The organism is Roseobacter denitrificans OCh 114, from assembly GCF_000014045.1.
Classification (GTDB): Bacteria; Pseudomonadota; Alphaproteobacteria; order Rhodobacterales; family Rhodobacteraceae; genus Roseobacter; species Roseobacter denitrificans.
Genome location: NC_008209.1, coordinates 3,920,351 through 3,944,057, shown reverse-complemented (window position 1 = coordinate 3,944,057; position 23,707 = coordinate 3,920,351). Strand labels below are relative to the sequence as shown.

The 23,707-nt window shown below is 59.4% G+C and carries 17 protein-coding genes; 8 read left to right on the top strand and 9 right to left on the bottom strand.

The annotated features are described in order from the left end of the window. Positions 1-28 precede the first annotated feature (28 nt). Genes RD1_RS18640 through xdhA form a run of 7 tightly spaced genes read right to left on the bottom strand, consistent with a single transcriptional unit; the run spans position 29 to position 9,313 of the window. Positions 29-1,105 carry a BMP family ABC transporter substrate-binding protein gene (locus RD1_RS18640; RefSeq protein WP_011570128.1) on the bottom strand — a complete coding sequence of 359 codons (1,077 nt, stop codon included), beginning with the start codon at positions 1,103-1,105 and terminating at the stop codon, positions 29-31. 53 nt (positions 1,106-1,158) lie between these two features. Continuing rightward, positions 1,159-2,079 (bottom strand): ABC transporter permease, encoded by a 921-nt coding sequence (locus RD1_RS18635; protein ID WP_011570127.1) that lies wholly within the window; start codon positions 2,077-2,079, stop codon positions 1,159-1,161. Next, positions 2,079-3,161 carry an ABC transporter permease gene (locus RD1_RS18630; protein WP_011570126.1) on the bottom strand — a complete coding sequence of 361 codons (1,083 nt, stop codon included), beginning with the start codon at positions 3,159-3,161 and terminating at the stop codon, positions 2,079-2,081. The genes RD1_RS18635 and RD1_RS18630 overlap by 1 nt, the downstream gene beginning before the upstream one ends. Positions 3,162-3,202: 41 nt before the next feature. Beyond that, positions 3,203-4,717, bottom strand: coding sequence for an ABC transporter ATP-binding protein (locus RD1_RS18625; protein WP_011570125.1), 1,515 nt, complete (start codon positions 4,715-4,717; stop codon positions 3,203-3,205). Continuing rightward, on the bottom strand, positions 4,714-5,646 hold the full coding sequence (gene xdhC, locus RD1_RS18620) for a xanthine dehydrogenase accessory protein XdhC (RefSeq protein WP_011570124.1): 933 nt from the start codon (positions 5,644-5,646) through the stop codon (positions 4,714-4,716). The genes RD1_RS18625 and xdhC overlap by 4 nt, the downstream gene beginning before the upstream one ends. Then, positions 5,646-7,943, bottom strand: coding sequence for a xanthine dehydrogenase molybdopterin binding subunit (gene xdhB, locus RD1_RS18615; RefSeq protein WP_011570123.1), 2,298 nt, complete (start codon positions 7,941-7,943; stop codon positions 5,646-5,648). The genes xdhC and xdhB overlap by 1 nt, the downstream gene beginning before the upstream one ends. Next, positions 7,940-9,313, bottom strand: a complete 1,374-nt coding sequence (gene xdhA / locus RD1_RS18610; protein WP_011570122.1) for a xanthine dehydrogenase small subunit — start codon at positions 9,311-9,313, stop codon at positions 7,940-7,942. Before xdhA ends, xdhB begins: the two co-directional genes overlap by 4 nt. Positions 9,314-9,536: 223 nt before the next feature. On the opposite strand from xdhA, the gene dnaE reads away from it, so the two are divergent. Beyond that, the gene (dnaE, locus tag RD1_RS18605) at positions 9,537-13,088 is read left to right on the top strand and encodes a DNA polymerase III subunit alpha (RefSeq protein WP_011570121.1); all 3,552 of its coding nucleotides are present in this window, start codon (positions 9,537-9,539) and stop codon (positions 13,086-13,088) included. Between the two features lie 41 nt (positions 13,089-13,129). Here the strand turns inward: dnaE and RD1_RS18600 are convergent, their stop codons facing one another. Next, the gene (locus RD1_RS18600; RefSeq protein WP_011570120.1) at positions 13,130-13,324 is read right to left on the bottom strand and encodes a SlyX family protein; all 195 of its coding nucleotides are present in this window, start codon (positions 13,322-13,324) and stop codon (positions 13,130-13,132) included. A gap of 114 nt (positions 13,325-13,438) precedes the next feature. Between RD1_RS18600 and hisS the strand changes: the two genes are divergently transcribed. Genes hisS through hisG form a run of 3 tightly spaced genes read left to right on the top strand, consistent with a single transcriptional unit; the run spans position 13,439 to position 16,766 of the window. Beyond that, a complete protein-coding gene (gene hisS / locus RD1_RS18595) occupies positions 13,439-14,998 on the top strand; it encodes a histidine--tRNA ligase (protein ID WP_011570119.1) in 1,560 nt (519 codons plus the stop codon). Next, entirely contained in the window at positions 14,995-16,077 is a 1,083-nt protein-coding gene (locus tag RD1_RS18590) for an ATP phosphoribosyltransferase regulatory subunit (protein ID WP_011570118.1), read from the top strand. Before hisS ends, RD1_RS18590 begins: the two co-directional genes overlap by 4 nt. Continuing rightward, positions 16,074-16,766 carry an ATP phosphoribosyltransferase gene (gene hisG, locus RD1_RS18585; RefSeq protein ID WP_011570117.1) on the top strand — a complete coding sequence of 231 codons (693 nt, stop codon included), beginning with the start codon at positions 16,074-16,076 and terminating at the stop codon, positions 16,764-16,766. The genes RD1_RS18590 and hisG overlap by 4 nt, the downstream gene beginning before the upstream one ends. A 6-nt stretch (positions 16,767-16,772) precedes the next feature. On the opposite strand, the gene RD1_RS18580 is transcribed toward hisG, so the two are convergent. Then, entirely contained in the window at positions 16,773-17,204 is a 432-nt protein-coding gene (locus RD1_RS18580) for a DUF1489 family protein (protein ID WP_085978950.1), read from the bottom strand. 273 nt (positions 17,205-17,477) lie between these two features. On the opposite strand from RD1_RS18580, the gene RD1_RS18575 reads away from it, so the two are divergent. The 4 genes from RD1_RS18575 to RD1_RS18560 all read left to right on the top strand — a co-directional run bounded on the left by RD1_RS18575 (position 17,478) and on the right by RD1_RS18560 (position 23,703). Continuing rightward, positions 17,478-19,976, top strand: a complete 2,499-nt coding sequence (locus tag RD1_RS18575; protein WP_011570115.1) for an adenosylcobalamin-dependent ribonucleoside-diphosphate reductase — start codon at positions 17,478-17,480, stop codon at positions 19,974-19,976. Between the two features lie 329 nt (positions 19,977-20,305). Continuing rightward, positions 20,306-21,406, top strand: a complete 1,101-nt coding sequence (locus RD1_RS18570; RefSeq protein WP_011570113.1) for an AAA family ATPase — start codon at positions 20,306-20,308, stop codon at positions 21,404-21,406. A 13-nt stretch (positions 21,407-21,419) separates the two neighbouring features. Beyond that, positions 21,420-22,265, top strand: coding sequence for a hypothetical protein (locus RD1_RS18565; protein ID WP_146120764.1), 846 nt, complete (start codon positions 21,420-21,422; stop codon positions 22,263-22,265). Positions 22,266-22,623: 358 nt separating this feature from the next. Continuing rightward, complete coding sequence (locus RD1_RS18560; RefSeq protein ID WP_143090258.1) at positions 22,624-23,703, top strand: hypothetical protein; 1,080 nt, start codon at positions 22,624-22,626, stop codon at positions 23,701-23,703. Positions 23,704-23,707: the final 4 nt, after the last annotated feature.

The following is a 23,707-nucleotide window of genomic DNA, read 5'->3' as shown; positions in this document are numbered from 1 at the left end:
GCTTTGTTTTCAAAGTGCAAACCTCCGGTTATTGCGGGATATCGCCGGTGATCCCTTCAACATAAAAGTTCATGCCAGCAAGGGTTCCATCATCGGCGGTTTCACCCTCGGCCAACCAGACGGAACCGTCCTGCTTGTTGATCGGGCCGGTGAACGCGTGATAGGAGCCGTCCGCAAGAGATGCCTTGAGGGCCATTGCCTCTTCCTTGACATTTGCGGGAACCGCATCCGTGATCTCGCCGATACCCACCATGCCATCACCGATCCCGTGCCATGTGTCGACGCTTTCCCATGTGCCGTCCATAACCGCTCTGGTGCGCGCAACATAGTAATCGCCCCATTCATCCAGGATCGCGCTGACGCGTGGGAATGGCGCATAGGCGGACATATCAGAAGCCTGCCCGAAGGTGATCACATTGCCGGCTTCCTGAGCTGCAGCATGCGGTGCTGTGGAGTCGGTATGCTGCAGGATCACATCGGCCCCCTGTTCGATCAGGGCTGTGGCCGCGTCTGCTTCTTTTGCAGGGTCAAACCACGTGTAGACCCAGATGATCTTGAACTCGACGTCGGGGTTGACCTTGGATGCGTGCAGATAGGCCGAATTGATACCGCGAATAACTTCCGGGATCGGAAAAGATGCAATGTAGCCGATGATATTGCTCTCGGTCATGCTGCCCGCAATGTGGCCCTGCACGGCGCGCCCTTCGTAAAAGCGGGCGGAATAGGTCGACACATTGGGATGCAGACGTTTGTAGCCGGTCGCATGTTCGAATTTCACATCCGGGAACTTGGCCGCGACATTGTTTGTCGCATCCATATAGCCAAAGGAGGTGGTGAAAATCAGGTCCGCACCGTTCAGGGCCATCTGTGTCATGACGCGCTCGGCATCCGGGCCTTCGGCGACGCTTTCGACAAAGACAGTCTCAACGGCATCGCCGAACTCGGCTTCGACCTGTTGACGGGCCTGATCATGTGTAAAGGTCCAGCCACCGTCCCCGACGGGGCCAACGTAGACAAAACCCACCGTGGTCTTGTCTTGCGCGACTGCGCCAGCAGCAAAGCCAAGCGCGAGGGCAGCGCTGGCCAATAGGGTCGTAAGTTTCATATTCAGGTCTTCCCCATGTTAAACCGCCCCTGTGCCGGGGCGCTGATATGCCTCTAGTTTGAGGCGTGAAAGGTCCGGCCCAATGAACCGGGGGCAGCGCTCTTATCCGCAGAGAGGACAACGAGCACGACGATCGTAATAACGTAAGGCGACATTGCCAGATATTCGACGGGAATGGCAACGCCAGCCCCCTGCAAATTAAGCTGCAACTGGGTGATTCCGCCAAAAAGATAGGCACCCAGCAGCACGCGCCATGGCTTCCAGCTGGCAAATACCACCAGCGCGAGAGCGATCCAGCCAACACCTGCCGTCATCCCTTCGGTCCACTGAGGCACACGGATCAGACTGATGTAGGCACCACCCATCCCCGCGCAGGCCCCGCCGAACATGATCGCCAGCGTTCGAATCCGCACGACCTTGTAGCCAAGGGCATGGGCGGCGTCATGATTTTCACCCACGGCACGCAAAACAAGGCCCATGCGTGTGAATTTCAGGGTGGCCCAGACCGCCGCCACAACGGCAATCCCGACGTATAAGATCGGATCATGCGAGAACAAAATCGGCCCGATGATCGGGATATCGCCCAGAAAACCGAAATTCACATCCGGCATGCGCGGCGGTTTTATGCCGACATATCCCTGCCCCAGAAGGGCCGAGAGCCCCAGCCCAAACAGCGTCAACGCCAGACCGGAGGCAACCTGATTGGCCAGCGTCACTTGCGTCAGGAAGGCAAAGAGCAGGCTGAGCAGCGCACCGCCGATGGCCGCCGCGACAAACCCGACCACTGGGGAGTTGGTTTCAACCGCAATCGCAAAACCGCAGATGGCACCGACGATCATCATGCCCTCGACGCCGAGGTTCAGGACACCGGCACGTTCGGCGACCAATTCGCCGGTGGCGGCCAGCAAAATCGGGGTTGCCGCGCTCATCAGAGCGGCGATCAACAGGATCGGGTTGATGGCAGACAAATCCATTATGCAACCTCTGTACGGCCAAAACGCAGCCGGTAATTGGTGAAAAGATCAAGCGCCAGAAGGAAAAACAACAACATCCCCTGAAAGACCTGAATAGCGGCGGCGGGCAGGCCCAACTGGCCTTGTGCGATGTCGCCGCCGATATAGGTCAGCGCCATCAAAAGCCCCGCCAGCACGATTCCGACAGGGTGCAAACGCCCCAAAAACGCGACGATGATGGCTGTGAAACCGTAGCCCGCGTTGAAATCAATACCGACCTGACCGGCGGGTCCTGAGACCTCGAAAAGCCCGGCAAGGCCCGCCAGCATGCCTGATGTGCCGAGGCAAAAGATGATCAGCCGGTTTGGGTTCACGCCGGAGAAACGCGCGGCACGCGGTGCTTCACCGGTGACGCGGATGGCAAAGCCGAGCCGGTGGCGCGCCAGAAGAACATAGGCAAAGATCACCGCGATCATCGCCGCAACAACGCCCCAGTGCATGCCGGTATTCGCGATCAGATCGGCATTGTGGGCAGATGGGTATTGTTGCAGGTTGCGACTTCCGGGAAAGCCCATGCCGTCAGGATTTCTCAGTAACCCCAATGACATGGAAGCAAGGAATTGTTCGGCCACATAGACCAGCATCAGCGAGACGAGGATTTCGTTGGTGCCGAATTTCACCTTGAGCACCGCCGGGATCATCGCCCAGATCCAGCCGCCGAACGCACCGGCCAGAACCATCGCAGGAAAGATCAGCGCACTTTCCGCCGGGTAAAATGCCAATCCGACACCTGCGCCGAACAACGCGCCCATGATGTATTGCCCCTCGGCCCCGATGTTCCATATCCCTGCTTTGAAACCGAGGCTGAGGCCAATGGCGATCAGCACAAGCGGCGCGCCCTTGATCAACAATTGCGGACGGTAGAAGAACGAAAACTCGCCAAACAGCGGGTCCCAGAAAATCGTGACGATGGATTGAACCGGGTCCTTGCCCAAAGCTGCAAACAACAGCCCGCCGAAAAAGAATGTGGCAAGCACGGCCAGAACAGGGGTTGCATAGGCAAAGAGGCGGCTGGGTTGGGGGCGTTTTTCAAGCCTGAGCATGTCGGACCCTTATCTGGCGCATTGGTGGTTGGTTCTGCGGTTTAAACATGCGCCACCTCCATTCCGTGTGCGCCGCCCATCATCAGGCCGATCTGTTCAACCGTCAGCCCTTTTGTGGGACGCGGTGCCGACAGGCGGCCCTCGTTCAGCGCGGCGAAGTGATCGGAAATCTCCATCAACTCATCAAGGTCCTGACTGATGACGATGACGGCGGCATTGCCTTCGGCCAGATCCAGCAGCGCCTGCCGGATCGCAGCGGCAGCAGAAGCGTCAACGCCCCATGTCGGCTGATTGACCACAAGGATTTCGGGGCGCTGCAACACCTCGCGCCCGATCACGAATTTCTGCAGGTTGCCGCCTGACAGCGAGCGCGCCGCGTTGTCCGGACCCGGCGTGCGTACATCGAAGGCGTCGATGATACGTTCGGCAAAGCCGCGCGCGGCGGGCCAGTTGAGAAACCCGTTCTGTTCCAGTTTCTCGCGCGCCGCCCCGGTCAGCATGGCGTTTTCGGTCAGCGACATATCCGGGGCTGCCGCATGGCCCAAACGCTCTTCGGGGGCGGCCAGTATCCCCAGCTTACGCCGTGCGTTTGGCCCTGCCTTGCCGATATCTGCGCCGCGAAAAAGAACCATGCCCGGATCGGCGGGTGTTTCACCGGATAAGGCGGCCAGCAGTTCATCCTGCCCATTTCCGGCCACACCCCCAATGCCGAGGATTTCGCCTTGCCGCAGGGTCAGCGTGATATCGCGCAGCGGCATGCCAAAAGCGGAAGGCGCCGGTCGCGACAGGTTCTTCAGATGCAACAAGGGTTCCCCCAAGGCCACGCCGGACCGTTTCGGCGTGGTCAGCACCTTGCCCACCATCATTTCCGCCATGTCGCGCGCGCTGGTGTCGCGTGGGATGCAATCGCCCACCACCTTGCCCAATCGCAGGATCGTGGCAGCATCGCAGAGGGTGCGGATTTCTTCGAGTTTGTGGGAGATATATAGGATCGACGTGCCCTCGGCACTCAAGGTGCGCAATGTCTCAAACAGGATGTCAACCTCCTGCGGGGTCAGGACCGACGTGGGTTCATCCATGATCAGCAGCTTGGGTGCTTGCAACAGACACCGAATGATTTCAACGCGTTGCCGCTCACCAGCCGAGAGGTCGCCGACAATGCGATCCGGCGAGAGCGGCAGTCCGTATGTATCCGAAACCTTGCGGATTTGCTCGGACAATGCCCCCATTTTCGGGGCGTCTTCCATGCCCAGAGCGATGTTTTCCGCCACGCTAAGGGCATCGAAAAGCGAAAAGTGCTGGAACACCATGCCGACACCGGCAGCACGGGCCGCGCGGGGTTCGGGGGGTGAAAACACCTCTCCGTGCAGGCGCATGTCGCCCGTGTCGGGTTTGACCAGGCCATAGATCATCTTGACCAGCGTGGATTTGCCCGCGCCGTTTTCGCCCAGCAATGCATGGACTTCCCCCGGTTCGATCTGGAGCGATACGCGGTCATTGGCCAGCACGCCCGGATAGGCTTTGGTCAGACCCTGCAAAGATAAAAGGGGTGTCATGCGTATCCTTCCAGGTGGGCCGCGCGTGCGGCGGTGCGCAGCAGATCCGCCGCCACCCCCAGCGCGATCACATGCGGGTGTTTGCCAAGGGACGGGTCACCAATCGGGCAAGTGATCCGGTCAATCGACGCGCCGCTATGCCCCAATCCCTTGAGCCGGGATTTGAAACGCGCCCATTTGGTGGCCGACCCGATCAGCCCGGTCGTGCGAAACCCGTGGTGCAGCAGCCGATGGCAGAGTTCCAGATCCAGATCATGCGAGAAGGTGACGATGATATGTTCAGCCTGTTGCGGTGCATAGGCGACAAGCCGTTCCGGGCGTGCTGCGGTCAATGTGGTGACTGTGTCTGGGATATGGTCGGGAAAGCGGTCCGCAGTCACGTCCACCCATGTCAGTCTGACGCCGGGCAAAGGGGCCAGCACCGATATCAGGGCGCGCCCCACGTGGCCCGCGCCCCAGATCCATATGTCGCGGGTGGGCGTGGTTACGGGTTCAACCATCCAGCCTGAAACCAGCGCAGGTTCCGGCAGCACGCCCGTGTTGCGCGCTGTGGTTTTGATCCGGGCGACGGGCAGCGGCATGTCGCCGGGGCCGCGGGCTATCACATCCTCTGGCAGGGCCTCGGCTGCGGCCAGATCAAAGCTCTCGGTCACGATATCAACCGACCCGCCACAACACTGTCCCATGTCCGGACCCAATGCGTGGCGTGTGATGTTGAAATAGCCGGGTGTGGCGATGTCGCGCGCGGCCGCCATAAGCGCATGTTCCAAAGCGCCGCCGCCGATCGTCCCGGATGCGCCCGCGCGCCAGACCAGCACGGCGGCGCCCACTTCGCGCGGGGCTGATCCGCGCACGCGCGCCACCACAACGCGCGTCACGAGGCCGTGGTGTCTGCACGCGTCGATCAGGGCAGAGCGGTCAAATGACATTAGTCCCAAACCTCTTTGCGGGTGCGATTTATCGCCTTTAAAATCGCCTCGGCAGTCGCCGGGGCCTGCAGGTCCGCATAGGCCGGGCCACAGGATTGAACCGCTTGCGACAGGGCGGAAAATGCCGAAATACCCAGCATCAACGGGGGTTCTCCCACGGCTTTTGAACGGTAAACAGTGTCTTCGGTGTTGGGCGCGTCCCAGAGCGAGACGTTGAACACATCGGGTCGGTCCGAACAGGCGGGGATCTTGTAGGTGGAGGGCGCATGGGTGCGCAAACGGCCCTGATCGTCCCAGACCAGTTCCTCGGTTGTCAGCCATCCGACCCCCTGTACATAGCCCCCCTCGACCTGCCCGATATCAAGGCTGGGGTTCAGAGAGGCGCCTGCATCATGGATGATATCAGCGCGCAGGATGCGGTTTTCCCCGGTCAGCGTATCGACCGCAACCTCTGTCGCCGCGACGCCATAGGCAAAGTAAAAGAACGGGCGGCCCTTGCCCCTGATCCGGTCCCATTCCAGTTTCGGGGTCTTGTAAAACCCGGTCGCAGACAGGCTGACCCGCGCAAGGTATGCCTTTTGTGCGACATCCGCAAAACTGTATTCAGCGCCGGCAACTGACACGATGCCATCGCTGAACACCACATCCGCCGGGTCGCATTGATGCTCCTGCGCCAGCAGATCGGCCATACGGTCTCGAATGGTATCGCAGGCCGCCTGTACGGCCATGCCGTTCAGATCGCTTCCCGATGATGCGGCGGTGGCGGAGGTATTGGGCACTTTGGCGGTATCCGTCGCGGTGATCTTGACCTGTGCGGTGTCGATACCGAAGCGCGCGGCGGCGACCTGCGCCACCTTTTGAAACAACCCCTGTCCCATTTCCGTGCCACCGTGGTTCAGGTGCACTGATCCATCCTGATAGACATGCACCAACGCACCCGCCTGATTAAGATGCGTGAGCGTAAAGGAAATACCGAATTTGACCGGTGTCAGGGCGATGCCCTTTTTGATCCAGCGGTTTTCTGCATTCCACCGTGCGACAGCCTGAACGCGTGCGTCATAGTCACAGTCTGCGCGCAGCCGGGCGATCATTTCCGGGACGATGAAGTCTTCGACCGTTTGGCCATAAGGGGTTTGATTGCGCGCCCCTTTACCCGGTGCTGCGTAAAAATTCCGGTGCCGCACATCGAGCGGGTCGAGATCAAGCGTGGCAGCTACATGGTCCATGACACGCTCAATCCCGAGCACCCCTTGCGGGCCGCCAAACCCCCGAAAGGCCGTCGCGCTTTGCGTGTTTGTTTTCAGCCTGTGGCTGGTGATGCGCACGGCAGGCAAGTAATAGGTATTGTCCGCATGCAGCATCGCGCGATCCGCCACCGGCAGGGACAGATCCTGCGCCCATCCGCAGCGCGCAAGATGTGTGAAATCAATGGCTGTAATACGGCCGCGGGCATCAACGCCAACCTTGTATTCGACACGGAAATCGTGCCGCTTGCCGGTGATGAGCATATCATCATCACGGTCATATCGCATCTTGCAGGGGCGGCCTAGCATGCCTGCCGCCACGGCGCAGGCAACGGCCAAGGCGTTGCCTTGGCTCTCTTTTCCGCCGAAACCGCCGCCCATGCGCCGGGTTTCGACCCGGACCGCATGCATGGGCACGCCCAGGGCTTCGGCCACTTTGTGCTGGATTTCAGTGGGGTGCTGGGTGGAACTGCTGACCAGCATATCGCCGCCTTCTTGCGGGAAAGCGATAGCCGCCTGACCTTCGAGGTAGAAATGCTCCTGACCGCCGATGTCAAGCTGCCCGTCGATCACATGTTCCGCAGCGGCGAAACCGTCTCCAAGGTTGCCGCGTTCGTAGATGCGCGGGCCGTCTTCAAAGCGGCTGTTTGCTTTGAGCGCGTCATCAACCGTCAGCAGCGCGGGCAGGGGGTCGATGTCGATCTCCCCAAGGCGTGCGGCGTGCCGTGCTGCCAGATGCGACGTGGCCACGACGAGGAAAATGGGCTGGCCGACATAGTGTACCACCCCTTGCGCCAAGAGCGGTTCGTCATGGGCGGCGGGGGAGACGTCATTCGTGTGGGGCAGATCCTCTGCGGTCAGCACCGCGACAACCCCTTGCGCCTGTCGCACAGGGTCGAGGTTCATACCCTTTATTTTGCCATGGGCGAGCGCGGATACGCCAAATGCAAGATGCAGCGTGTCGGCGGGGCTGGGGACATCATCGACATAGCGGGCATCGCCGGTGACATGCAGGCGAGCGGCATCATGGGGAAGCGGTTTGGCGACGCTCATGGCGTCACCTCTAACACGGATGTGGTGACGCCCTGATCCTCAAGCCAATAGCGGTGCAGCATGTTTTGCGCTGTCATCATTCGGTATTGCGCACTGGCGCGCATGTCGCTCAAGGGGGCGAAATCCGCGCTGAGCGCCGCCATTGCAGCGGTGACGCTGGCCTCGCACCATTCGGCACCTTGCAGTGTTGCCTCGGCTTGCGACGCGCGTTTTGGCGTGCCTGCCATGCCACCAAAGGCCAGCCGTGCCTGCGCAACACGTCCGCTTTCCACGGTGATCGAAAAGCACCCGCACAGGGCAGAGATATCCTGATCAAACCGTTTGGAAAGCTTGTAGCACCGCAATCGGTCTGGCTGATGCGGAAGGGTGATTTTCTCGACAAACTCGCCGGGGGCGCGGTCCTGTTTGCCGTATTCCAGAAAGAAATCTTCAAGCGGCATGCTCCGTCGCGCCGCCCCACGGCGCAGATGCAGCACTGCCCCCAGTGCGATCAATGCAGGCGAACCATCCCCGATCGGGGAGCCATTGGCGATGTTCCCGCCGATGGTGGCCGCATTGCGCACCTGCACAGATCCGTACCGCCGGATCAGGGCTGCAAAGGACGGGTGCGGGTCGGCCATAGCGGTTTCCAGATCGCTCAATGTGACCGCCGCGCCGATCTCGATTCCGTCATCGGTCGATGTGATCGCCCGCAGGTCAGCGCAGTTGTTCAGAAAGGCGACCGGCCCAAGATCGCGGAAGTCCTTGGTAACCCACAAGCCCACATCCGTGGCCCCGGCGATCAACGTGCCATCGGGGTGTTGCGTGTACCATTCGGCCAACGCGTCCGAAGTCTTTGGTTGCGCGTGACCCGCAGCGGATGCGACCGGCGCAGGGTCGGGGGCGGTGTCCTGCATATGGGGTGGCACGGCTGCATCGCGGGCGGCCTCGCAGGCGCGGATGATCGGCGCATAGCCGGTGCAACGGCACAGGTTCCCGGAGAGTTGCACATCGTCATCGCTCGCCCCATTGAGATGCGCGGTCGCCATGGAGACCACGAAACCGGGGGTGCAAAACCCACATTGGCTGCCGTGATGATCAATCATCGCCTGTTGCACCGGGTGCAGCGTTCCGCAGGGTGCAGAAATCCCCTCGACCGTGCGCAGGGCCTTACCGTTGATCTGCGGCAGGAACAGGATGCAGGCATTCAGCGCTCTGGCACCGGTTTCATCCGTCACCATGACGGTGCACGCGCCGCAGTCGCCTTCGTTGCAGCCTTCTTTCGTCCCTGTCAGTTTTTTATGGTCCCGTAACCAATCCAATACTGTCGTCGTCGGCGATACATCCGAAAGCGCTACAGTTTCTCCGTTCAGGCGAAACGTGATGTTCATTGGGTCAGATCCGCCGCGTTACTCCAGACCTTTGGGCATGCCATGCGTTCGATGCGGCGTAGAACAGCAGGCGGTCAACATTTCATGACGCTATTCAAGGGAGCCGGGTGTGGCAAGAAAAAATATAGGTGCCAAAACCGTCTTTCGGCGCCGTGCTGAAAATATGGTCTCGGCGTGTCCGTGCTCTCTGGCAGCGCTGCGCGCGCTGGCATAGGGTATCGAAATGAGCACACATCCCCGATTCATTCACCTGCGCACCCACTCCGAATACTCCCTGCTGGAAGGGGCGCTGCGCCTGAAAAAACTGCCCTCAATGTGCCGCGATGCGGGCATGCCTGCCTTGGCGTTGACGGATAAGAACAACATGTTTGCCGCTCTGGAGTTTTCAGTTGCCATGTCCGGGGCAGGCGTTCAGCCAATTCTGGGCTGTCAGGTCGATGTGGCCTATGTCACCGCACAGCCGGGGGAGAGGGAACGCGCGCCCGCACCCGTCGTTTTGCTCGCCCAGAGTGAGGCTGGGTACGAGAACCTGATGCGGCTGAACTCGTGCCTTTACATCGACAAGGGCGGGGCCTTGCCGCAGGTGACGCTGTCGGAACTGGAAAGCAATGCCGGCGGGATCATCTGCCTGACGGGCGGGCCGGATGGCCCGGTGGGGCAACTTTTGCAACTTGGTCAGATGCCTGCCGCGCAGGCGCTGATGGACCGGCTGAAAGCGGCGTTTCAAGACCGGCTTTACATTGAATTGCAGCGCCATCCGGGCGAGTCCGGCCAGCCGGAGAAGGAGCGGTTGACCGAGCGCGGCTTCGTGGAAATGGCCTATGCGATGGACCTGCCGCTGGTTGCGACCAATGATGTCTATTTCCCGAACTCAGACATGTATGAAGCGCATGATGCGTTGATCTGCATTGCAGAGGGCGCCTATGTCGATCAGCAGGACGACCGTCGCCGCCTGACCAATCAGCATTATTTCAAGTCGCAATCGGAGATGGTCGCTCTGTTTGCGGACCTGCCGGAAGCCATTGAGAACACCGTTGAAATTGCCAAGCGCTGCGCCTTTCAGGCGTATAGGCGCGATCCCATTTTGCCCAAGTTCGCAGATGACGAGGTCGAGGAGTTGCGCAAACAAGCGCATGCCGGCCTCAAGGCTCGGCTGGAGGTTATTCCCCATGCCGCGAGCGTCGAGGACTATACCAAACGGCTCGATTTCGAGCTTGGCATTATCGAGGGCATGGGCTTTCCCGGCTACTTTCTGATCGTTGCGGATTTCATCAAATGGGCCAAGGAGCAGGGGATACCCGTCGGGCCGGGCCGCGGGTCGGGCGCGGGAAGCCTTGTGGCCTATGCGCTGACGGTCACGGACCTTGATCCGCTACGCTACAACCTGCTGTTCGAACGTTTCCTGAACCCGGAACGTGTGTCGATGCCGGACTTTGATATCGACTTCTGTATGGATCGCCGCGAAGAGGTCATCCGCTACGTTCAGGAGAAGTATGGCCGCGACAAGGTGGGACAAATCATCACTTTTGGTGCGCTTTTGTCAAAGGCTGCGGTGCGCGATATCGGCCGTGTTCTGCAAATGCCCTATGGTCAGGTGGACCGTCTGTCCAAGATGATACCCGTCGAGGGCGTTAAGCCTGTGTCGATCGAAAAGGCGCTGGCGGATGAGCCGCGCCTGCGCGAAGAGGCCAAGAACGAAGAGGTCGTGGCGCGTCTACTGAACTACGGCCAGCAGGTCGAGGGGCTGTTGCGCAACGCCTCCACCCACGCCGCCGGGGTTGTGATCGGCGACAGGCCGCTCGATGCTTTAGTGCCGCTTTATCAGGACCCAAGATCCGAAATGCCCGCCACCCAGTTCAACATGAAATGGGTGGAACAGGCAGGACTGGTCAAATTCGACTTTCTGGGCCTCAAGACGCTGACCGTGATCCAGAACGCGGTTGAACAGATCATGGCATCGGGCAGGCCGCTGCACATTGCCGCCGACGGGACGGAGCTTTATGAACCGGCTCCGGGCACGGAAAACGACATCAATGCGATCCCGCTGGATGATGAACGGTCCTACAAGCTTTATGCCAGCGCCAAGACGGTGGCCGTGTTTCAGGTGGAAAGCTCGGGCATGATGGATGCGCTGAAACGCATGAAACCCACCTGTATCGAGGATATCGTCGCACTTGTGGCGCTTTATCGTCCCGGCCCGATGGAGAACATCCCGACCTATTGCGAGGTCAAGAACGGCCTGCGCGAACTGCAATCCATCCACCCGTTGATCGACGATATTCTTGAGGAAACGCAAGGTATCATCGTTTATCAGGAACAGGTGATGCAGATCGCGCAGGTCATGGCGGGCTATAGCCTTGGCGGTGCTGATCTGTTGCGCCGCGCCATGGGTAAAAAGATCGCCGAAGAGATGGCCAAGGAACGCCCCAAGTTCGAAAAGGGCGCGGTGGCCAATGGCGTCGACAAGGACAAGGCGCGCGAAGTCTTTGACCTACTGGAGAAATTCGCCAACTACGGGTTCAACAAATCGCACGCGGCGGCCTATGCGGTCGTCAGCTATCAAACGGCGTGGCTCAAGGCGAACCACCCGGTGGAGTTCATGGCCGGTGTCATGAATTGCGATATCCACCTGACCGACAAGCTGGCGATCTATTTCGAAGAGGTGCGCAAGCGGCTGGAACTGCCCTGGGTGCCGCCCTGCGTGAACCGCTCTGATGCGACGTTCAAGGTCGCGGATGGGGCGCTGGTCTATGCGCTTGGCGCGCTAAAAAACGTCGGCGTGGAGGCGATGAAGCTGATCACAGACGGGCGACGTGCCGACCCCGGCGACGAGGGCAGTCCTGACAAACCCTTCGCCACGCTCTTTGATCTGGCGCGGCGGGTGGACCTGAAACGTGTGGGCAAACGCCCGCTTGAGATGCTCGCGCGCTCCGGGGCGTTTGACGCATTGGACGCCAATCGGCGGCGCGTCTTTGGGGCGTTGGATGCGCTGGTGAATTATTCGGCGGCGATCCATGAGCAGAAAGCCTCCAATCAGGTGTCTCTCTTTGGCGAGGCGGGCGATGATCTGCCCGAACCGCGCCTGCATCCGGTGGACGACTGGCAACCTGCCGAACGTCTCAGCGAGGAATTCAAGGCGGTCGGCTTCTACCTCTCTGGCCACCCGCTGGATGATTACATGGGTCAGCTGAAACGCAAATGGGGCAACGACCGCGGCGTGCCGTTCATGACCCTTGATGAGTTGACCGAAAAAGTTACCGAACGGGGGGCCATGAATGCGCGCCTTGCGGGTATCGTCGCCGGTCGGCAGGAACGTAAATCGGCGCGCGGCAACCGCTTTGCCTTTGCGCAGATGTCGGACCCGACCGGTGCCTATGAGGTGACGCTGTTTTCCGACACGCTGGAGGCGGCCCGCGATTACCTGGAGGCCGGATCGAAAGTCGTCGTTACGGTTGAGGCGACGATGGAATCCGATCAACTTAAACTTCTGGGCCGCTCTGTGGGGCCGATTGACGCCGCCACGGCGGATGTCAGCAGCATGGGGCTCAAGGTCTTTGTCGACGCACCCGAAGCGGTGGCCGCCGTCGCAACAGTGCTTGAAGGGGCGGGCCGCGCGGTCAAGGGTCGTGCGCAGGGGCCGGTCATGCTGTGCCTGATGGGGGCGGATTTGCCGGGCGAGGTCGAGGTTGAACTGGGGCAGGATTTCATCGTGAACCCGCAGATCAAGGGCGCGATCAAATCCCTCTCCGGCGTGCTGGAGGTCGAGGAAATCTGACGGCGTTTGGCCTTTGCATCGCCTGACGCAAGGCGTCCTGATCAGTAGTGCGGCGGGCGTTCATCACCCAGAACCACGCTGCCGGAACCTTGCGCCTCGCGTTCGCCTTCCCGCTGCATCAGCATGAAAACACGACGGGTCAGCACCGCGATTTCACTTTCCTGCCGGGCAACCACGTCGGACAGGTCTTCGACGGTGCGGGTCAGATGGGCGATCTGTTCTTCGAGCTTTTCCATGCCCCAGCCCCTAGCATGCACACCCGGCGCGATAAAGAGCCTGCGCGCCCATCTTGTTTGTAGCCGTTGCATCCGCTAGACCGCGCGCGACCAGACCAGCCAAAGGGACCCCTCATGGCCAAGCCCAAAAAGACACCCCGCCCCAAGGCGCAGACGCCCAAGGGCTTTCGCGACTATTTCGGTGCCGAAGTCAGCCAGCGCGCAGAGATGCTGCAAAGGATTGCCGGGGTCTATCATCGTTATGGGTTTGATGCGCTGGAAAGTTCAGGCGTGGAAACGGTTGAGGCTCTGGGCAAGTTCCTGCCCGATGTGGACCGCCCCAACGAGGGCGTGTTCGCCTGGCAGGAAGACGCGGACGCGGACAAGCCCGGCGACTGGCTCGCCCTGCGCTATGATCTGACGGCCCCCTTGGCGCGGGTCTATGCCCAGCACCAGAACGACCTGCCCAAACCTTACCGCCGCTATGCGATGGGCCCCGTCTGGCGCAACGAAAAGCCCGGTCCGGGGCGGTTCCGCCAGTTTTATCAGTGCGATGCGGATACGGTCGGCGCGTCTTCTGTTGCAGCGGATGCCGAGATCTGCGCGATGCTCTGCGATTGCCTTGAGGCGGTGGGGATCGAGCGCGGCGACTACGTGGTGCGGATCAACAACCGAAAGGTGTTGAATGGGGTGCTTGAGGTAATCGGCGCGCTAGGTGACGAGCCGCGCCTGTCACAACATTTTCAAGAAATGGCAGAAAACCTTGGTAAAAAGATGACAGCGGCAAAGGTTGGAATTGTCTTACGCACTATCGATAAATTGGATCGCTTGGGGAAAGAGGGTGTTCGTTCCTTGCTGGGGCCAGGACGCAAAGATGAGTCGGGTGACCTTACATTTGGAGCCGATTTGTCAAAGGCTCAGATCGACGTCGTTATGAGCTTTCTGGAAGCAAAAGGCGGAACAAACTCAGAAACTCTGATTAACCTCAGAGAAATTGTAGGGCGTTCTAGAATTGGCAAGGAAGGTGTTGATGAACTCGAAAAGATATCCGAGCTGCTTTCCGCAGGATCCTATGGCCCCGACCGCATCGTCATCGACCCTTCTGTCGTGCGCGGCCTTGGCTACTACACGGGTCCGGTCTATGAGGCGGAACTCACCTTCGAAATTCAAGACGACAAGGGCCGCACGCGCAACTTTGGGTCCGTCGCAGGGGGCGGGCGGTATGATGATCTGGTGAAACGCTTTACCGGGCAGGAAGTGCCTGCGACGGGCGTGTCCATCGGGGTGGATCGGCTGCTGGCCGCTCTGCACGCCAAGGGGCGTTTGGACACCACAGACGTAGGTCCCGTGGTCGTCACCGTCATGGATCGCGACCGTATGGCGGATTATCAGGCGATGGTCGCTGAACTGCGGCAGGCGGGCATCCGTGCGGAGGTCTATCTGGGCAATCCCAAGAACTTTGGCAATCAACTCAAATATGCCGATACGCGCAACAGCCCCGTCGCCGTGATCGAGGGCGGCGACGAGCACGAAAAGGGCGTGGTGCAGATCAAGGACCTGATCCTTGGTGCCGAAATCGCCAAAAGCGCCACGCTTGAGGAATGGAAGGACCGCCCCAGCCAGTTCGAGGTGCCGCGCGCAGAGCTTGTTGCAAAGGTGCGTGAAATTCTGGCGCAGCACGGGTTGGAAAAATGACAACGCGTGCAGCGACGCTGGCGCGTGCGGCGGACCTGTGTGCGTCTTTTGAGGCGGCTGGGGCGCAGCGGATCGAGACGCCTGTTTTGCAACCTGCCGAGGCGCTCCTTGATCTCTACGGCGAGGAAATCCGCGCCCGGGCCTATGTAACATCCGATGCGCTGCGGGGCGAGCAGATGCTGCGCCCGGATTTTACCGTGCCCGTGGTCCAGATGCACATGGCGCATGGGGCAGAACCTGCGCGCTATACCTATGCCGGCGAAGTGTTCCGCCGGCAGGAGCACGACCCGTCGCGCGCGAATGAATATTTTCAGGTCGGCTATGAGGTCTTTGACCGCGAAAACCCGGCGGCTGCGGATGCAGAGGTGTTTTGCCTGTTTGAAACTGTGCTCTCTCCGTTGCGCCTGCGCGCAGCGACGGGGGATATCGGCATCCTGACCGCTGCCGTGCGGGGCCTGCGCACGACGGACGCCCGGAAATCCGCGCTTTTGCGGCACATCTGGCGCCCGCGCCGGTTCCGCAGCCTGCTGGATCGCTACGCCGGTCGGATCAAGCCGTCAAAACAGCGGTTGGAATTGTTGGCAGGGCGCGCCGCTGCCCCGGATGCACCCCTGATCGGCAAACGCAGCCAGAGCGAGATCGACGCGCGGATCGCCCTGCTGCATGCCGATGCCGCGACCGCCCCCCTGAGCGAGACCGAAGTGGACTTGCTGGATGCGCTGGTCAATGTGCGCGAAACCATGCCCTTTGCCGTGCAGCAGCTGCGCGATCTGGCTGTGGATATGCCAAGTATCGAACAGGCGGTTGCACGGTTGTCCGACCGCGCCGAGGCGCTGGCCAAACGTGGCGTGGACGTCGACGCGCTGCCGTTCGAGGCGAGCTATGGGCGTACGTCGATGGAATACTACGACGGTTTTGTCTTTGGCTATTACCACCCGAAACGTCACGATTTGCCCGCAGTGGCCACAGGCGGGCGCTATGATGCGCTGACCCGTCGTTTGGGCGAGGGCGCGGAAATCCCCGCCGTCGGAGGGGTCATCCGGCCCGACCTGATGCTGATGCTGGAGGGCGGCGCATGACCGTGAAACTGGGTGTCCCGTCCAAAGGGCGGTTGATGGAAAAGACCTTTGACTGGTTCGGCCAGCATGGTGTCACCCTGTCGCGGGCGGGGTCGGATCGCGAATACGCCGGGGCAGTGGATGGTATCGAGGGCGTGGCGTTGATCCTGCTGTCCGCAGGGGAGATGCCGCGTGAACTGGCCGCCGGGCGGATACATTTCGGCGTTACGGGCACCGATCTGGTGCAGGAGAAACTGCCGCTCTGGGATCAGATGGTCGAACCGGTGCGCGAACTCGGCTTTGGGTTTGCGGACCTTGTGCTTGCGGTGCCGCAGGCCTGGGTGGATGTGGATACGCTGGATGATCTGGATGCGGTGGCCACGGCGTTTCGCCACACCCACGGCATGCGACTGCGCATCGCCACGAAGTATCACCGACTGGTGCGCGAATATCTGCGGCAGGGCGGCGTCGCGGATTATGCGCTGGTTGACAGTCAGGGCGCGACCGAGGGCACGGTGGCCAATGAAACGGCCGAAGCAATCGCGGATATCACTTCGAGCGGAGAGACCCTGCGCGCCAACCACCTCAAGATTCTGTCTGATGGTCCTGTGTTGCGCTCGCAGGCGACGCTGTGGCGCAGCAGAACTGCCGTATTTGACAAAAAGGATCGTCAGATCGCCGATCAATTGATCGAAAGGATCGGCGGATAGAGCCGGTTACAAAACCCCGATTTCAGCTAAGGCGCGGTTCAACTCGACAGGCAGAGGCTCCTCAGCGGCACGCCCCTTGGGCAGGTCCGGTGGCGCGTCGCAAACCGGTAGATAGCGCCAGCCCTGAAAGGGGCGTTTCAGGCTGGTCTGGGTGCGGATAATCGTGGGATCAAGGACGATGGCGCAACGTCTTATTCCGTCCTGACCCATGTATTCATCAAGGCGCAGCACGGTCTGGCGGCACTGAATCACACCTTTGATCACCCAATAGATCGAGCCGCCATTCACGATTTCAGCCTCGCGTTTGGGCCACATGCGGGTGACGTGACGCGGCAGACCCTCCGGCGTCTGGGCGCGTTTTGTCGCTTGCCACGCGGCCAGATCCTCAATGTTTTCCGTCCCGACGGACAGTTTGATCAGGTTCACCATCTTATCCACAGATTTACCCACGGGTTTGCCCCCAGAATCCCCAGCCTCACGCGATATAGGGTAGAGTGTTAACGGCAAAGATCAAAGTGTTGTGGTTGCTTTGCGTTTCAGTGTAATGTGTTGCCCTGCACTCCTATTTGGGGTGTCACGACATAAACGAGGCGTTGCGTTACGCAAAAGCCCTCCTTTTCCAGTGGCTTGTAACACGATCTCAGGTTACGGCGAGAGGGACAGGGCTGCAAATGCCAATGCCATGCCAGCTATCTTTTCGAGGAGTCCGCCATGACCCGATTTGCCGCCCCCATCGCCGAACAGATCTGGGACATGAAGTATCGCTTCAAGGCGGCAGATGGCGCACCCCTTGATGTCACGGTCGAGGACACATGGCGGCGCATCGCGCGCGACCTTGCGCGGGTGGAAAAGACGCCCGAGGTCTGGGAAGAGAAATTCTATGCCGCCTTGGAAGATTTCAAATATCTGCCCGCGGGGCGCATCACGGCCGGGGCAGGCACCGCGCGATCGGTGACGCTATTTAACTGTTTTGTCATGGGCACGGTGCCCGACAGTATGGGCGGCATTTTCGACATGCTGAAAGAGGCCGCGCTGACAATGCAGCAGGGCGGTGGGATCGGCTATGATTTCTCGACCATTCGGCCCAAGGGTGCAGACGTGAAGGGCGTTGCGGCGGATGCCTCTGGCCCCTTGTCGTTCATGGATGTCTGGGACGCGATGTGCCGCACGATCATGTCGGCAGGGTCGCGCCGGGGGGCGATGATGGCCACCATGCGCTGTGACCACCCGGACGTTGAGGATTTCATCGCCGCCAAATCAGACCCCGCGCGGTTGCGCATGTTCAATATGTCGGTGCTGATCACAGATCCATTCATGGAGGCGGTCAAGGCGGACGGACCGTGGGATCTCGTCTTTGACGGCAAGGTCTATCGCACGGTGCAGGCGCGCGATCTGTGGAACCGGATCATGCAGGCGACCTATGACTATGCCGAACCCGGCGTGATCTTCATCGACCGGATCAATCAGGCAAACAATCTGAGTTACTGCGAGACGATTGCGGCAACCAACCCGTGCGGTGAACAGCCTTTGCCGCCCTATGGCGCCTGTTTGCTTGGCTCAATCAACCTCGCGCGGCTCGTCAGCAATCCGTTCGAGGACACAGCCGCCCTGGACGAGGCCGCGCTGGATGATCTGGTGGCCACCGCTGTGCGCATGATGGATAACGTGGTGGATGCGTCGAAATTCCCACTCGAGGCGCAGGCGCGCGAGGCGCAGGCCAAACGCCGCATCGGGCTGGGTGTCACCGGGCTGGCGGATGCACTGTTGATGATGGGCTTGCGTTATGGGTCAGACGAGGCGGCGCGTCAGACCGACCGCTGGTTGCACAGTATCGCCCGCGCCGCGTATCTGGCGTCGGTGGATTTGGCACGGGAGAAGGGCGCTTTTCCTCTATTCGATGCGGATAAATATCTGGCCTCCGGCACGATGCAGGCGATGGATGAAGACGTGCGCGACGCGGTGCGTGAACATGGCATTCGCAATGCTCTGCTCACGTCGATCGCACCGACGGGTACGATTTCGCTTTATGCGGGCAATGTGAGTTCCGGGATCGAGCCGGTCTTTGCCTATGCCTATACGCGGAAAGTTCTCCAGAAAGATGGGTCGCGGACCGAAGAGGAGGTTGTTGACTACGCCGTTCAGCTGTGGCGCGAAAAATTCGGCGACAAGGAATTGCCCGACTATTTCGTAAACGCCCAGACGCTGGCCCCGCTTGAGCATGTCAAAATGCAGGCAGCGGCGCAGAAGTGGGTGGATTCGTCGATTTCCAAGACGATCAACTGTCCTGAGGATATCGGGTTCGACGCGTTCAAGGACGTTTACATGGAGGCGTGGGATAGTGGCTGTAAGGGCTGCACGACGTATCGGCCCAATGCGGTGACCGGGTCTGTTTTGAGTGTGTCGGAGGAGAAGCCGAGTAAGCAAGATGCGGACTACAGAGCGTCGCTCATTAGGTTGATTGAAAAGTCTGGAAAAACGATGCGACAAGTGTCTCTGGAAGCAGAACTGAGCCATGGGTATCTTCATGGGGTGATCAAAGAGGGCAAAGAGCCATCCGTCGATAGACTGAGGAAAATTGCGGACGTACTTGGTGTAAGTTTCACAGACATCGCAGGTGATACGACTAAGGCCCCAGAAGTCATCACAACCTCGGACGCCGAACCGCAGCAACCCCATGGCGATGTGATCTACATGTCCGAACCGCTGGACCGCCCAAGCGAGTTGGAAGGCAATACCTATAAAGTGAAATGGCCCGACAGCGAGCATGCGCTTTACATTACCATCAACGACATCGTGCTGAACGGGCACCGGAGGCCGTTTGAGGTTTTCATCAACTCCAAGAACATGGAGCATTTCGCCTGGACCGTCGCGCTGACGCGGATGATTTCGGCGGTATTCCGGCGCGGGGGGGATGTGTCCTTTGTGGTCGAGGAACTCAAGGCGGTGTTCGATCCGCGCGGCGGCGCGTGGATGCAGGGCAAATACATCCCGTCGATTCTTGCGGCCATCGGTGGCGTGATCGAACAGCACATGATCGCGACGGGGTTCATCGCTGGCGAGGGGCTGGGCCTGAAGACCGACCCCAAAGCCGCCGTTGTCGGACTGGAAACGTCCCGCGGGCAGGCATGCAGCAGCTGCGGCCAATTTGACTTGCGTATGATCGAGGGCTGCATGACCTGCGGATCTTGTGGCTATTCCAAGTGTGGTTGACACCAAGAAAGTGTGATTATTATGTGTTTGACATAGCATAACGTGTCCATTCCCGAGGTTTTTTGACCTCTCGACACACATCAAATGGCCACCGAGAGCACGGCTTTCGGTGGTTTTCTTTTGTATTCAATGCGTTGCCGGATTTCGGCGCATGAGCTGTCTTTAAGCGGACTGTACCGTGTGAGCATTGTGCCAAGGGCTTGCTCTGCGTCACAGATATTCCCTAAAAGTTCCGCAGGGTTCCGGAACCTTTCACATATCACCGCCCAACCGCTTTCAGCTTGGGCGACTTGCGTGAAGACGTATTCGCGCCTTGAAAGGACGCCGCCATGACCCGCTGTACAACGACCATTCCGTTTCACAACCTGATCTTCATGGACGACATCACCAATCTCCGCGATATCGAGGAGCGCTGGCAGAAGTTCCTCAAACACGTTCGCCGAGAAGCGCAGCAGGCCGATCTGGCGGCGGGGAAAATTACGGACGAAGATCTGGTTCCGTCCTACAACCTGCTCGACGAGATTGACCGCCGCCGCATCAAACGCCGCTCCGTGCGTCTGCTCGAACGCGCGCATTCCAAGACGGGTATGTATCACCTTAGTGAAAAACACCGCGCCCGCCTGACGCCCCTGCGCGGCGGCTTGCCGGTCGCCAAAATTACCACTGAGCACGAAGCCGACGAGATCGCAGCAGCCCTTCACGCCGAGATGCCATGGATGGCCCCCGCGACGGAAGAGGTATGGCACGGCTTGCGCGCATCAGCGCGTGAGGGGCTACCAGGTGTTCGTTTCAATCCCTTGGTGCTGGTTGGTTCACCCGGGGTCGGCAAGAGCTTCTGGGCCCGACGACTGGCGCATCATCTGAATGTCCCAACGACGAAGATCGAAGCCACGGGAGAACCCGCCGCGTTCTCTATCGTGGGTCTGCAAAAGGGCTGGGGCAGCGCATCGCCAGGTAAGCTGGTGCAAACCGTGCTGCGGGACCGTCACGCCGGGCCGTTGGTGATCGTGGACGAGGTCGAGAAGGCTGACGAGGTGCGTTCAAACAAAGGCTCACGCCATACGCTCACCGATGCCTTGCTGCCCCTGTTGGAACGGATGACAGCTCGCGAATGGCAATGCCCGTTCTTTCAGATACAAATGGACATGTCCTGGGTGAACTTCGTCCTGACCGCCAACAGCCGCAAGGGCTTGCCTGAACCCTTTCAAAGCCGCAGCGTCGTTCTGGACCTGCCCGACCTGACGCCGGAGCACCTTCGGCACTTCGCGATCGCCGAGGGCACGCGACGCGGCCTCCCTGGACCGGCGCTGGCAGCTCTGGTCGATGTCTTCGATTGCGGCGCCATCTCGAATGCGCGATTAAGCCTACGCACGGTCAGCCGGATGTTGGACAGGGCGGAGACCTTGGCCCATCGACCGATGCTGAACTGAAAGGGTGACTGATTTGGATGAAATTTTTCAACCCGCAAAAAGCCGTCCAAAGGTGATCGTATTGCACCCCGGGTCGGTCAAAAATGGTGCTGAACCTATGTGTGGCGTCCTTGATGGCATCAGTGAGGCCGCACTTGCGACTGGGTTGCCCATCATCGTGATCGCTTCATCTGTAGGCAGCATACCAGCCCCCCTTAAGGACATAGAAGCCCCACGGATTACCGTCGCTCAAGACAGCCAGCAGGCAGTGAACATTATAACGAAAATGGCGTTTTGCGAGCTGTCTGATGCATTGTGGGTCACGGGTGTGATGGAAAACGGTGCCACATTGAAAGGCGTTTCCAGAACTCCGTTAGAAGAAGCGCTTCCCCGTCTCCAAAACCTATCAAATAGCCATCGCCACGCCCCGCTCCGGGGAAATATACCAGCTGAACCCGAGATGGCGCATACAATCCTGATGCCGCTGGACCTCGATCTTGGCTCCATGGAGGATCCCCACAGGCTTTTGACCCATGGGCGTTTCATCTTTGACATTGTTTTGCTGCTCGAAGGTCGGGTTCCAGCGGCCGGCTTCGCAGTGAAGACCCTTGAAAAACTTGTAGCGGACTTCGCGCCAATCGTTACCAGCTTGGATGATGATTTCCTTGACGGGGCTGAAGAGCTGCGCACGAATTTACGTCGGCTCTCGGCAGGAGGTGCGAAATCGGTGATTGCCGTATCTCGCCATTTGGATGAGGGACCAGATTACCAGTTTGTTAAGGATCAGGTTAAACGGGCAGGGCTTCTGTGGCACCAAATCACCTGGAACGATTTGGTCAACATAAACATCGGGACACCCGGCGCGCTTAGGCTTGAGTGAACGCATCAAATTGCTTGATGGGAGCAATTGTGTGATTTCAGTATTTTTAAAACGGGCGGGAAGCGGTCATGCTCTGCTTATGCGGAGTGCATGGCGTTCAGTTGGTAGAGCAGTCACTCAGAACTGGCTTTTTTATCAAAAAAGGTGGGCGTGCTCGGTTGTTTGGTGACCGATGGCTATTGGCAAGCTTTAAGCAATGACCTGCATCACTTTTGCAAAGTGTTGAAGCAGTCCGATCAGGCCCCCGGTGCCTGGTTTTACAATAGCTCCTTGGCAGTCTACCTATAGGTTGAGCGGACGGTGAAATCATGGACGATTTGCATGGATCACCGCGAATTTGAACATAGGTTTTTTGTACATGGATTTGAGAATTCTAAGTTCTCTTGAAGCAAGGATGCCTTGGACTCTTGCCAACCGAGCGATGAAGCGAGCCGGTTTGGACGGGTCCCAAGGTTGGGACGGTGCGCGCGCAAAATATTCATCGACAGACCATCCAGAGGCCGAAACGTTCTTGATTGGTCTACTGCGGCAACATGCTCTCTGCGGCGAAAAAATGACCAAGTTTTATGCGGTTGGGGATGCAGTCAAAGCGGAGCTTTTGGAGGCAATAAACGGACTGTCCCCCGCGGATCATGCGTTTGCCGAAAGATATCCCTTGGTGATGAGCGAAGCGGAACTTACTGAGCAGACTTCTGAACCGGTTCTAGTCTCTGTGGAACGGACCGACGATGGAGTCGGGGCAGTCTTCGCTCAAACCATAAAGCTGACTTCGCGCGAGCAAATACCCATCGGAGAGGTCTTCAATGACCCGGACACTGTCAGGGAACGCTACGACGAGGTGATTGGCCTCAAGTTTGAGGCGGTACAGATGTTCAACATCATTTGGGTGCCGCACCATGACGGTTTGGTCGAGGTTCGAACCGACTTTCCCAGGGGCATGCGGCAGGAGCTGGCACACGAAATTCAATCGCAATTCAAGGCAATAGCGAACAGCTTGGTAGAAGGGTCCCCTTTGGAGCAGCCGATTGACTTGTTTCCACTGATTTCGTCAATCTACGAGACGGTGGGTGAGGGTACGGTGGTGGAACTGAGTTTCAAGACCTCTACCGCATCTATCAAGAACGAAAAGATGCGCCGAACTAGACTCTGCCTGCGTGATGAGCTGTATCACAAGGGCGGGAAGGATGCGCTCGGAACTAGGATTGAGCCTTTCAAGGTGAGCATCCGCTGGGAGTTCCAGCACGAGGGCCAAGCCTACCAACCTGAACTGACACTAGCAGGGACGTCTCGCGGTCAGCAAACCGCAGGTGGACCCGAAAAAGGCCAGCTCGTTTCGGGAGCGGTCATTAAGAACTGTATCGGTATGGTGGACTATGAGCATGTGAAAGCCAAAATGGTGGCTCACATGCCCAGCGACGAAGGAGAAGCTGCGAGCTAGCTTG

What these genes read in the sequence shown, in the direction of transcription:
- RD1_RS18640 (WP_011570128.1), bottom strand. Translation starts at nt 1,105, where the DNA reads ATGAAACTTACGACCCTATTGGCCAGCGCTGCCCTCGCGCTTGGCTTT.
- RD1_RS18635 (WP_011570127.1), bottom strand. Translation starts at nt 2,079, where the DNA reads ATGGATTTGTCTGCCATCAACCCGATCCTGTTGATCGCCGCTCTGATG.
- RD1_RS18630 (WP_011570126.1), bottom strand. Translation starts at nt 3,161, where the DNA reads ATGCTCAGGCTTGAAAAACGCCCCCAACCCAGCCGCCTCTTTGCCTAT.
- RD1_RS18625 (WP_011570125.1), bottom strand. Translation starts at nt 4,717, where the DNA reads ATGACACCCCTTTTATCTTTGCAGGGTCTGACCAAAGCCTATCCGGGC.
- xdhC (WP_011570124.1), bottom strand. Translation starts at nt 5,646, where the DNA reads ATGTCATTTGACCGCTCTGCCCTGATCGACGCGTGCAGACACCACGGC.
- xdhB (WP_011570123.1), bottom strand. Translation starts at nt 7,943, where the DNA reads ATGAGCGTCGCCAAACCGCTTCCCCATGATGCCGCTCGCCTGCATGTC.
- xdhA (WP_011570122.1), bottom strand. Translation starts at nt 9,313, where the DNA reads ATGAACATCACGTTTCGCCTGAACGGAGAAACTGTAGCGCTTTCGGAT.
- dnaE (WP_011570121.1), top strand. Translation starts at nt 9,537, where the DNA reads ATGAGCACACATCCCCGATTCATTCACCTGCGCACCCACTCCGAATAC.
- RD1_RS18600 (WP_011570120.1), bottom strand. Translation starts at nt 13,324, where the DNA reads ATGGAAAAGCTCGAAGAACAGATCGCCCATCTGACCCGCACCGTCGAA.
- hisS (WP_011570119.1), top strand. Translation starts at nt 13,439, where the DNA reads ATGGCCAAGCCCAAAAAGACACCCCGCCCCAAGGCGCAGACGCCCAAG.
- RD1_RS18590 (WP_011570118.1), top strand. Translation starts at nt 14,995, where the DNA reads ATGACAACGCGTGCAGCGACGCTGGCGCGTGCGGCGGACCTGTGTGCG.
- hisG (WP_011570117.1), top strand. Translation starts at nt 16,074, where the DNA reads ATGACCGTGAAACTGGGTGTCCCGTCCAAAGGGCGGTTGATGGAAAAG.
- RD1_RS18575 (WP_011570115.1), top strand. Translation starts at nt 17,478, where the DNA reads ATGACCCGATTTGCCGCCCCCATCGCCGAACAGATCTGGGACATGAAG.
- RD1_RS18570 (WP_011570113.1), top strand. Translation starts at nt 20,306, where the DNA reads ATGACCCGCTGTACAACGACCATTCCGTTTCACAACCTGATCTTCATG.
- RD1_RS18560 (WP_143090258.1), top strand. Translation starts at nt 22,624, where the DNA reads ATGGATTTGAGAATTCTAAGTTCTCTTGAAGCAAGGATGCCTTGGACT.